This window comes from Caulobacter sp. Root1455, from assembly GCF_001426905.1.
GTDB lineage: Bacteria > Pseudomonadota > Alphaproteobacteria > Caulobacterales > Caulobacteraceae > Caulobacter.
In genome coordinates this window covers 18,298-28,660 of the sequence record NZ_LMFQ01000014.1, presented here as the reverse complement: position 1 = coordinate 28,660, position 10,363 = coordinate 18,298, and the positions used below count along the sequence as shown (strand labels likewise).

Genomic DNA, 10,363 nt, shown 5'->3' with positions numbered 1-10,363 from the left:
GCCCGCCCGTCGGAGGCTTCAAGGCGGCGAGGCCCTAACAGGGCTCAGCGTCGCGGGCTTCCGGATAACGGTGGCGCGGAGCGATCGGGCTTCGTCGAAACGGTATTTGTTCAAAGTTCTCCGGACGGTGTCCGGCGCTCCGCGACCCTTTCCATTCCCTCAGCGGCTTGCCGCGTGAGAACGAGAGGTCGTGCCGGTGAACACTTGCCCCCACCTGACCGCTTCGCGGTCTGTCCGCCCCCATAGGGGGCGGAGGACGCCGCACCGCGCACCTCTTCCCCCTCTGGGGGAAGACGACCGCGAAGCGGTCCGTAGGGGGCAAGTGGTCGCCGCACGGAACCTAAGGATTTACGATCCGCCCGCCCGTCATCGCTCGGGCCACCCCTGTCGTCCCGGGGAAGCTGATCGGCAGTCCCCTCGCCGTCCGGGCGGCCAGGTAGGCGAAGGCCTCGGCCTCGATGGCGTCGCCGCGCCAGCCGACCGCCTCGGCGGTGCGGACCGGCACGGGCGCGCGATCGGCCAGGGCCTTCATGATCTGCGGATTGTGGCGGCCGCCGCCGCAGACGATCAGGGCGTCCGGATGCTGGCCGTGCTCGAAGGCCTTGACGACCGCCTCGGCGGTGAAGGCCACCAGGGTGGCGGCGGCGTCCTCGGAGGACAGATGATCGACCAGGTCGAGCGGAAAATCGTAGCGGTCCAGCGACTTGGGCGCCGGTCCGGAGAAATAGTCGCTGGCCAGGAAGGTCTTCAGCACCGCCTCGTCGACGACCCCCGCCGCCGCCATCCGGCCGTTCTCGTCGAAGCGCCCCAGGCCCCGGGCCTGCAGCATCAGGTCGATCATGCCGTTGCCCGGACCGGTGTCGAAGGCCAGAAGGTCGTCGTCGGGACCGATCAGGGTGATGTTGGCCACGCCGCCGATGTTGAGCGCGGCCACCGGGGCCGGCAGGCCCGAGGCCCGAGCCCGGGCGGCGTGATAGATCGGGGCCAGCGGCGCCCCCTGCCCGCCCGCCGCCACGTCGGCGGTGCGGAAGTCGAACGCCACCGGCCGGCCGCAGGCCTTGGCCAGGCGCTCGGCGTCGAGCAGTTGCACGGTCCGGCCGATCCGGCCCGGATGGGGCCGTTCGTGCAGCACCGTCTGGCCGTGGACGCCCAGCAGGTCGAAGTCCGACCACGCCAGGCCGTGTTCCGCCAGGAAGCTCTCGGCGGCGTGGAAATGCTCGTCGGCCACCGCCTGGGCGGCCTCCTCGAAGATCTCCGGCGGCGGCTTGTCGCGGGGCCAGCCTCGGGCGACCTCGGTGGCGACCAGCAGCAGGTCGCGGGTCTCCTCGCGCAGCTTGCGTTCGCCGGCCGGGCCGAAGGCCTGGATCTCTTCGCCGTCGGTCTCGAGCACCGCCATGTCGACCGCGTCGAGCGAGGTGCCGGTCATGAATCCCAGGATAAGCATGGTCTGGTTGACTGCCACGGGTCGGCCCGGGTAGCTAGGCCCCATGATCGCCCAGCGCCCCATGATCCGCGCCTATTACCGCCCGCTGTCCTAGCGGGAGGCCGACCGATCACGTCCGCGCCCCGCCCTCGCCGGCGACACGCGGATGGAAAGCGAGCGTCTCCGGTTCTTGCCTCCAGGAGACGTCCACGATGAAACCCTCGCCACAGACCGCCCCCGCCGTGCTAGACGCCCAATCGTCTGAAGTTCAGGCGCCTGATTTAGAGAGTCGAGCCATGTCCGCCCCCGCGCCGTTCAAGTCGGAATTCCTCCAGACGCTGCAGGCGCGCGGCTATATCCACCAGATCACCCATCCGGATGAACTGGACGCGGCGGCCGCCGCCGGCGTGGTCACGGCCTATATCGGCTTCGACGCCACCGCGCCGTCCCTGCACGTCGGCAGCCTGATCCAGATCATGATGCTGCGCCGCCTGCAGCAGGCCGGCCACAAGCCGATCGTCCTGATGGGCGGCGGCACGACCAAGGTCGGCGACCCCACCGGCAAGGACGAAAGCCGCAAGCTACTGAGCGACGCCGACATCGCGGCCAACATCGCCGGCATCAAGCAGGTGTTCGCCAAGTTCCTGACCTTCGGCGACGGGCCCACCGACGCGATCATGGTCGACAACGACGTCTGGCTGTCCAAGTTCGGCTACGTGCAGTTCCTGCGCGACTACGGCGTGCACTTCACGGTCAACCGGATGCTGGCCTTCGACTCGGTCAAGCTGCGGCTCGAGCGCGAGCAGCCGATGACCTTCCTCGAATTCAACTACATGCTGATGCAGGCCGTCGACTTCCTGGAGCTGAACCGCAAGCACGGCTGCGTGCTGCAGATGGGCGGCTCGGACCAGTGGGGCAACATTCTCAACGGCGTGGAGCTGACGCGTCGCGTGGATCAGAAGGCCGCCTTCGGCCTGACCACGCCGCTGCTGGCCACCGCCTCGGGCGCCAAGATGGGCAAGACCATGTCGGGCGCCGTCTGGCTCAATGCCGAGCAACTGAGCCCCTACGACTACTGGCAGTTCTGGCGCAACACCGAGGACGCCGACGTCGGCCGGTTCCTGAAGCTGTTCACCGACCTGCCGCTGGACCGCATCGCCGCGCTGGAAGCTCTGCCCGGCGCCCAGATCAACGAGGCCAAGAAGGTGCTGGCCGACGAGGCCACCCGCATGGCCCACGGCGAGGACGAGGCCCGCAAGGCCCGCGACGCCGCTGAAAAGGCCTTCGAGCAGGGCGCGCTGTCGGTCGATCTGCCGACCTTCGAGGTTCCGGCCGCCGACCTGAAGGCGGGAGTCGTCCTGGCCAACCTGTTCGCCGACGCCGGCCTGGCCGCCTCGCGCGGCGAGGCCCGCCGCCTGGCCCAGGGCGGCGGCGTCAAGGTCAATGACAAGGCCGAGCCCGACGCCAACCGCGTGGTCACCGAGGCCGATCTGGTCGGCGGCGTCGTCAAGCTGGCGGCGGGCAAGAAGAAGATCGTGCTGGTCAAGCCGGTCTAGAGTGCATGGTCGTTCCGGATCGCCTCGTGAGCGGTCCGGAGCGGGTTTGTTTGGGACGTTGGAGAGACAGATGCTTGAACCCGGCGACAAGGCCCCCGACTTCGACCTGGCCACCGACACCGGCCGCGTCAGCCTTGCGGGCCTGAAGGGCAAGAACGTCGTGCTCTACTTCTATCCGAAGGACGACACGGCCGGCTGCACGTCGCAGGCCCTGCAGTTCTCGTCCGAGGTCGAGGAGTTCGCCAAGCTGGGCGCGGTGATCGTCGGGGTGTCCAAGGACAGCGCCGCCTCGCACGCCAAGTTCCGCAAGAAGCACGACCTGACCGTCGAGCTGGCCGCCGACGCCACCGGCGAGATCGTCGAGGCCTATGGCGCCTGGGTCGAGAAGAGCATGTACGGCCGCAAATATATGGGCATCGACCGCTCGACCTTCCTGATCGATCGCGAGGGCGTGGTCCGCCAGGTCTGGCGCAAGGTCAAGGTGCCCAACCACATCAAGGCGGTGCTGACGGCGGCCCGGGCCCTGAAAGAGGGAACGCTGAAATAGCGGTGTGGCTCGCGGGCCGCAGGCGTGCGGTTATCGCAACACTGAGGCGCCTGGGTGGTGGCAATCGGTCGCGGAACCTTTTACCGGTTGAATTGTTTAGGCAAAACGTAGCCAAGCGTACCCGCTTGGCGCGAAGTATCTTGCGCGTTTCCGCATTCTCGTTGCATATCGCCGGGACCTTGAAAACGGGGGTTTCCTAGGGCGATGGCGATCACGCGCTTCAAGCGACTGCGACAAACCCTGGAAGAGCTTTTCCCCGAGCGCCATCTCTATGTGCGCTCCGGCGGCGAGATGCGCGGCTACGTGTTCTCGACCGGCAAGCAGCTGATGTGCGCGACCGGCGTCGCCGCCGCGGCTCTGTGGATGGGCGTGTGCACCGCCTCCATGATGGTCAACGCCCTGTCGGTCAGCTCGACCGACCAGATGGTCATCAAGCAGAAGGCCTACTACGAGCGCCTCAACGCGGATCGACAAGCGCGCCTGAACAGCGCGGTGGCCCAACTGTCGGCCAGCAGCGGCTCGCTGGACGAACTGGCCAGCTCGGTCGAGAAGCGTCATGCCGCCCTCGCCCTCCTGGTCAGCGACTTCAAGGGCGTGCCCGGCGCCTCCCAGGCCCTGCAGATCTCCAAACCCCACGTCCTGGGCGCCTCGCCGGTCGAGCGGATCCAGGCCACGCGCATGGATCAGGAACGCCTGATCGACGCCGCCGAGACCTTCGCCAAGAGCCGCGCCGAGCGCCTGCGCCTGGCCATGCGGATGGCGGGCCTGGACGCCGGCTCGTTCACCGGCCGCGGCGGCTCCTCGCTGGGCGGCCCGCTGATCGAGGCCAAGGACCCCCGCGCCCTGGCCGCCGTGCTCGACGTCGACGAGGACTTCGCCGGCCGCATCCAGCACGCCGCCACCGACATGTCGGACATGCGCCAGCTGAGCGCCGCCTCGCAGAAGCTGCCCTTCTATCGCCCGACCAACAATCCGGCCCTGAGCAGCAGCTACGGCGTCCGCTTCGACCCCTTCACCCATCGCCCGGCCTTCCATTCGGGCCTGGACTTCCCCGGCTCGTTCTACACGCCGATCATGGCGACCGCGCCGGGCGTGATCTCGTTCGTCGGCGTGCGCTCGGGCTACGGCAACGTCGTCGAGATCGACCACGGCAACGGTTTCAAGACCCGCTACGCTCACCTGCAGGCCGCTTCGGTCCGGGTCGGCCAGCGCGTGGCCATAGGTCAGCGCATCGCGGCCATGGGCTCGACCGGCCGTTCGACCGGTCCGCATCTGCACTACGAAGTATGGGTCAACGGCCGGGCTCAGAACCCGAACCGCTTCTTGAAGGCTGGTGAGTATGTTCAGCAAGCAAGCTAAGGCGTCCAAGGGTCCGGCTCGCATCGAGCCGCTGCCCATGTCCATGGCTCCGACCAACCCGGAGGCGGCTCGCAAGGCGCCGCCGAAGGTCGCGTCCCTGATTTCGCCAGACATCACCATCGAGGGCGGCATCACCGGCGACGGCGAGCTGCAGATCGACGGCATCGTGCGCGGCGACGTCCGCGTGGGCCGCCTGACGATCGGCGAGACCGGCCACATCGAAGGGTCGATCTACGCCGAGGCGGTGGAGGTCCGGGGCCGCATCGTCGGAGCGATCACCGCCAAGCAGGTCCGCCTCTATGGCACCTCCTACATCGACGGCGACATCACCCACGAACAGCTGGCGATGGAGACCGGGGCCTTCTTCCAGGGGCGCAGCCTGAAGTTCCAGCGCCCGGCCGCCCCTCCGCAGCCCCAGCCCGCGCCGCCGCCCATGCTCGAGGCCAAGTCGGCCGGCTAGACACAAAAAGCGCCCCGGAGTGATCCGGGGCGTTTTGTTTTTCAGGGCCGCTGGCTAGACTAGGCGTCGCGGGTCGCGCCGACCCGCTGGGCCAGCGAAGCGCCCATGAAGGCGTCCAGATCGCCGTCGAGAACCCCCTGGGTGTCGGAGGTTTCGACATTGGTTCGCAGGTCCTTGACCATCTGGTAGGGCTGCAGGACGTAGCTGCGGATCTGGTGGCCCCAGCCGATGTCGGTCTTCTGGTCTTCCAGCGCCTGTTGCGCCGCCTCCCGGCGCTGCAGTTCGGCCTCGTAGAGCCGGGCGCGCAGCATCTTCCAGGCTTCCTCGCGGTTCTGGTGCTGCGAGCGGCCGGCTTGGCAGGCCACGGCGATGCCGGTCGGGATGTGCGTCAGGCGCACGGCCGAGTCCGTCTTGTTGATGTGCTGACCGCCGGCCCCCGAGGCCCGATAGGTGTCGGTCCGCACGTCGGACGGGTTGATGTCGATCTCGATCGTGTCGTCGACCACCGGATAGACCCAGGCCGAAGCAAAGCTGGTGTGGCGCTTGGCGGCGGCGTCATAGGGGCTGATGCGCACCAGGCGGTGCACGCCAGCCTCGGTCTTCAGCCAGCCATAGGCGTTCGTGCCCTTGACCAGCAGGGTCGCCGACTTGATGCCGACCTGATCGCCCGAGGTCTCTTCGACCAGCTCGACGCTCATCTTGTGGGCGTTGGCCCAGCGGCTGTACATGCGCAGCAGCATGCCGGCCCAATCGCACGACTCGGTGCCGCCGGCCCCGGAATTGATTTCGACGTAGCAGTCGTTGCCGTCGGCTTCGCCGGACAACAGGGCCTCGAGCTCGGCGCGGCCGGCGCGTTCCTTCAGGTCCTTGAGCTGGGCGCGGGCGTCCTCCAGCAGGGCGTCGTCGCCCTCCGTGTCGGCCAGCTCGGCGTACTCCAGCGCGTCCTTCAGGCCGGTTTCCAGGACCTGCACGGCTTCGACGCGCGCGGCCAGGCTGGCGCGTTCGCGGGACACGGCCTGGGCTTCCGTCGGACGGTCCCACAGGGTCGGGTCTTCGACCCGGGCGTTCAGCTCATCGAGCTTGCGTAGGGCGGCATCCCAGTCAAAGACGCCTCCTGAGCAGCCCTACGGACTGCTCGATGTCAGCCGCGGAGGCCTCGACATCCGGTCTCATCACGTAACTCCGTGACAGTGTTGAAGGGCGCGGGACATAGCCCGCGCCCGGAGTCGGCGCAATGACTCCGGGGCGATTGGTCGACGATTAGTAGAGTCCGCTGATGTCGGGCGCCTGAGTCGGCGGCTTGGCGGGACCCTGGGTAGGGGTCGGGCCGATCTGACCGCCGGGCCAGGCGTCGCCATACGGCTGCGGTCCGGTGCTCTCGGTCGGCGCGACGACCTTGGGTTCGGTGCCGGGGCGGAAGGCCTCCCGAATGCCGCGCACCATGGCGAACTTGGCGTTCTTGGGGACCTTGAACTCGGTCTTCGGCTGCCCCTTCAGCGCCTCGCGCATGAAGTCCATGAAGATCGGCACCGGGCCGGTCGCGCCCGTTTCGCCTTCGCCGAGCGAACGGTTGTCGTCGAAGCCGATGAAGACGCCGACCACCAGGCTGGGCGAATAGCCCATGAACCAGGCGCTGCGGTATTCGTTGGTGGTGCCGGTCTTGCCGGCCAGCGGATAGCCCAGGGAGCTGGCCTGGGCCGCGGTGCCGCGCTGGACCACGCCCTGCAGCATCGAGGTGATCTGATAGGCGGTGATCGGGTCCATGACCTGCTCGCCCAAGGCCGGGATGCGCGGGCTCTCGTCGCCGTTGAAGCCGGCGTTGCAGCGGACGCAATCGCGCTTGTCGGCGCGGAAGATCACCTTGCCCTCGCGGTCCTGCACCAGTTCGATCAGGTGCGGGTCGACCCGGCGGCCCCCGTTGACGAACGACGTATAGGCCGTGGTCAGTTTGAACGGCGTGGTCTCGCCCGCGCCCAGCGCCATGGCCAGCACCGGGGCCATCTCATGGGTCACGCCGGTCTTCTTGGCGGTTTCGACGATCTTCTTCATGCCGACGCTCTGAGCCAGGCGCACGGTCATGGCGTTGATCGACTGCTCCAGGCCCTTGCGGAGCGGCAGGGCTCCATAGAACTTCTTGTGATAGTTCTCCGGGCTCCAGTCCTCGCCATTGGCCCCCTTGAGGGTGATGGCGCTGTCGACGATCACGCTGGCCGGCGTGTAGCCGTTCTCCAGGGCCGTGGCGTAGACGAAGGGCTTGAAGGCCGAACCCGGCTGGCGCATCGCCTGGGTGGCGCGGTTGAAGTTCGACAGCGAGAAGCTGTAGCCGCCGACCAGGGCCACGACGCGTCCCGTATAGGGCTCCATCGCCACCAGGGCGCCGTTGACGATCGGGGTCTGGCGTAGGCGATAGGCCTCCGAACCCTCGGACTTCTCGACGAACACCAAGTCGCCGACCTTCAGGCCCTTGGTCGCGTTGGCCCAGGCCATGTCCTCGCCGACGATGGCCCCCTCGCCTTCTCCCTTGGCCAGGCGGACGCCGCCCGAGGCCGAGGTGACGATGGCCGGACGCCAGCGGCGGCGCTCCGACGGCGGCCTTTTCAGCGCCTGCTTTTCCCAATCCGCGTCCAGGGTTTCCACGTGACCCCAGGCGCCGCGCCAGCCGTGGCGGCGGTCGTACTTCTCCAGGCCCTCCATCAGCGCCACCCGGGCCGCGGTCTGCAGCTTGGGATCCAGGGTCGTGCGCATGTAATAGCCGCCCTCGCTGAGGCGCGGGCCGAGGGTGGCGACGCCGCGCTGGCGCACTTCCTCGACGAAATAGTCGGCGTCACGGTACTTGGCGCGGCTGGGCGCGGCCTGGACGATCAGGTCCTCGGCCATCGCCTTGCGGGCGTCGTTCTGGCTGATCCAGCCCTGATCGGCCATCTGGCCCAGGATCCAGTCGCGGCGGGCCTTGGCCTTGGCCTTGTTCCGGATCGGATGATAGTTGTCGGGACCCTTGGGCAGCGCGGCCAGATAGGCGCACTCGGCCAAGCTCAGTTCGGGCAACGATTTGCCGAAATAGTTGTAGGCCGCCGCGCCCACCCCGAACGAGCGATAGCCCAGCCAGATTTCATTGAGATAGAGCTCGAGAATCTGCTGCTTGGAGAGCGATTGCTCCAGGCGGTGGGCCAGGATCGCTTCCTTGAACTTGCGTCCGACCGTGGCGTCGCTGGTCAGCAGGACGTTCTTGGCCACCTGCTGGGTGATCGTCGAACCGCCTTCCAGGCGCCGGCCCCGCGCGGCGTTGCCGACGTTGTTGAGCATGGCGCGCGAGAAGCCGCCGACGTCGACGCCGCCGTGCTTGAAGAAGTTATGGTCCTCGGCCGCCAGGAAGGCCTGGGCCAGCTGGGGCGGGATCTGGTCGTAGGGCACGAAGATCCGGCGCTCTTTGCTGTATTCGCCGATCAGGGTGCCGTCCCAGGCATAGACGCGCGTGGCCGTCGGCGGGCGATAGTCCTGCAGTTCGCCCGCGTCGGGCATGTCGTGGAACAGCCAGGCGGCGTAGATGGCGATGGTGAAGCCGGCCACGGCGATCGCGGACAGCACCGTGACGCCGGCGATGGCGATCCAACGTTCTCTGGGCTTCAGATCCACGCCGCCTCCGTCGGGCGACGCACTTTCGCCCGCTCCGTTCGAATCCTCTAGAGCGCGATCAGCAAAAAAGTAAGCGGTTTTGCGGTCGCGGGGATGGGCCACGTCCGACGCGTCTTCCCCCAAATGGCTCTAGCGCGCATCGGGCAAGGCGCCAACGGCTCTCGCCAGCCTAGCGAGCGGCGAGACGGGTTTGGGCGGCGAAATAGGATTCGATCGAGCCGGCGACGGCGTCCATCAGTCGGCCGCGACCGGCCGGAGTCTGCAGAAGCTGTTCGTCGTCGACATTGGTGATGAAGCCCATCTCGAGCAGCACGGCCGGCACGTCGGGCGCCAGCAGCACGATGAAGCCGGCGTCGCGGTGGCTGCGGCGCAGCAGGGTCGTCTCCTCGCCCACCGACTGCAGCAAGGTCTCGGCGAAGGCGGCTGAACGGTTCTTGGTGGCCCGTTGGGAAAGGTCGAGCAGAATCTGGCTGACCGCGCGATCGCGTCCCGGCAGATTGGCCTTCATCAGCCAATCGTCCTTTTCGAGCACCCGAGCCACGCGCTCGGTGCCTTTTTCCGACAGGGTGTAGACGCTGGCGCCGCGGGTCGTGGCGTCAGGTCCCGAATCGGCGTGCAGCGAGATGAACAGGTCGGCGTCGGCCCGGCGGGCGATCTGGACGCGAGCCTCCAGCGGCACGAAGGTGTCCGACTGGCGGGTCATGACCACGGTGTACCGGCCGGACTTCTCCAGCTTGGCCTTCAACGCCTTGGCGGCGGCCAGGGTGACGTCCTTCTCCGCGGTGTTGGCGCCCGCCGAACCAGGGTCCTTGCCGCCGTGACCGGCGTCGATGACGATGACCTTCTTCAGTCGCAGGGCCGAGGCTCTCACCGGCGCGGAAACCAGGGTCGGCTTCATGGCAGGGGTTTGGATCGCGCCCGGCGCGTCGGTGGACTTCAGGTCGATGACGTAGCGATAGGCCGACGCGCCGTCGCCCGGCGGCAGCAGGAAGCGTCGGCGGACCTCGGCGTTGGCCTTCAGATCGAGGCGAAGGCGCGCGCCGCCCGCCGCCTCGTCGATCGCCCAGCGTTCGACCAGGCCCTGACCCGAACCCTGCAGATCGCCGCCGGTCGTCACGTTGGGCAGGCCGATCACCACACGCCGATCCGACGCGCCGTCGGCCAGCAGCTTGCCCGTGGCGGCGCGGTCAAGATCGATGACGATGCGGGTTTCGTTGCGGTCGCCGCCGAAGCGGACCTTTTGGACGCCGGCGGCCGGCGCGGGGCCTTGGGCCATGGCCACGGCGACGCCAGCCAGGGCCAGGCCGCCGACGATCATCGCCGCCCGCGCCCATCCTGTCCTCGCCGCCGAGATCAGAACCCTGCTCATGTCGTCCGTCGCCCCC

General features: G+C 68.1%; 8 protein-coding genes. 4 read left to right on the top strand and 4 right to left on the bottom strand.

Going from position 1 to position 10,363, the window contains the following annotated elements:
* Positions 1 to 340 precede the first annotated feature (340 nt).
* Positions 341 to 1,444, bottom strand: a complete 1,104-nt coding sequence (locus ASD21_RS09150) for an anhydro-N-acetylmuramic acid kinase (protein ID WP_056439899.1) — start codon at positions 1,442 to 1,444, stop codon at positions 341 to 343.
* 191 nt (positions 1,445 to 1,635) lie between these two features.
* Between ASD21_RS09150 and tyrS the strand changes: the two genes are divergently transcribed.
* The 4 genes from tyrS to ASD21_RS09130 all read left to right on the top strand — a co-directional run bounded on the left by tyrS (position 1,636) and on the right by ASD21_RS09130 (position 5,345).
* Positions 1,636 to 2,979 carry a tyrosine--tRNA ligase gene (gene tyrS / locus ASD21_RS09145; protein ID WP_162250224.1) on the top strand — a complete coding sequence of 448 codons (1,344 nt, stop codon included), beginning with the start codon at positions 1,636 to 1,638 and terminating at the stop codon, positions 2,977 to 2,979.
* 70 nt (positions 2,980 to 3,049) lie between these two features.
* Complete coding sequence (locus ASD21_RS09140) at positions 3,050 to 3,526, top strand: peroxiredoxin (RefSeq protein ID WP_056439894.1); 477 nt, start codon at positions 3,050 to 3,052, stop codon at positions 3,524 to 3,526.
* A 204-nt stretch (positions 3,527 to 3,730) separates the two neighbouring features.
* A complete protein-coding gene (locus tag ASD21_RS09135) occupies positions 3,731 to 4,885 on the top strand; it encodes a peptidoglycan DD-metalloendopeptidase family protein (protein WP_056439892.1) in 1,155 nt (384 codons plus the stop codon).
* The gene (locus ASD21_RS09130) at positions 4,866 to 5,345 is read left to right on the top strand and encodes a bactofilin family protein (protein WP_056439889.1); all 480 of its coding nucleotides are present in this window, start codon (positions 4,866 to 4,868) and stop codon (positions 5,343 to 5,345) included. Before ASD21_RS09135 ends, ASD21_RS09130 begins: the two co-directional genes overlap by 20 nt.
* A 59-nt stretch (positions 5,346 to 5,404) precedes the next feature.
* Here ASD21_RS09130 and prfB read toward each other — a convergent pair.
* The 3 genes from prfB to ASD21_RS09115 all read right to left on the bottom strand — a co-directional run bounded on the left by prfB (position 5,405) and on the right by ASD21_RS09115 (position 10,347).
* Positions 5,405 to 6,518, bottom strand: a protein-coding gene (prfB, locus tag ASD21_RS09125) for a peptide chain release factor 2 (protein ID WP_156390615.1) whose coding sequence is annotated in 2 segments (ribosomal slippage) — positions 5,405 to 6,448 and positions 6,450 to 6,518 — 1,113 coding nt in all. Because the reading frame shifts where the segments join, the coding sequence is not laid out codon by codon here.
* Positions 6,519 to 6,605: 87 nt separating this feature from the next.
* Positions 6,606 to 8,978, bottom strand: coding sequence for a penicillin-binding protein 1A (locus ASD21_RS09120; protein ID WP_056439883.1), 2,373 nt, complete (start codon positions 8,976 to 8,978; stop codon positions 6,606 to 6,608).
* A gap of 169 nt (positions 8,979 to 9,147) precedes the next feature.
* On the bottom strand, positions 9,148 to 10,347 hold the full coding sequence (locus tag ASD21_RS09115; RefSeq protein ID WP_156390614.1) for an N-acetylmuramoyl-L-alanine amidase family protein: 1,200 nt from the start codon (positions 10,345 to 10,347) through the stop codon (positions 9,148 to 9,150).
* Positions 10,348 to 10,363: the final 16 nt, after the last annotated feature.

Excerpts from the sequence above, each read along its gene's own strand:
- tyrS (WP_162250224.1), top strand. The coding sequence starts at position 1,636 with ATGAAACCCTCGCCACAGACCGCCCCCGCCGTGCTAGACGCCCAATCG.
- ASD21_RS09140 (WP_056439894.1), top strand. The coding sequence starts at position 3,050 with ATGCTTGAACCCGGCGACAAGGCCCCCGACTTCGACCTGGCCACCGAC.
- ASD21_RS09115 (WP_156390614.1), bottom strand. The coding sequence starts at position 10,347 with ATGAGCAGGGTTCTGATCTCGGCGGCGAGGACAGGATGGGCGCGGGCG.
- ASD21_RS09135 (WP_056439892.1), top strand. The coding sequence starts at position 3,731 with ATGGCGATCACGCGCTTCAAGCGACTGCGACAAACCCTGGAAGAGCTT.
- ASD21_RS09150 (WP_056439899.1), bottom strand. The coding sequence starts at position 1,444 with ATGCTTATCCTGGGATTCATGACCGGCACCTCGCTCGACGCGGTCGAC.
- ASD21_RS09130 (WP_056439889.1), top strand. The coding sequence starts at position 4,866 with ATGTTCAGCAAGCAAGCTAAGGCGTCCAAGGGTCCGGCTCGCATCGAG.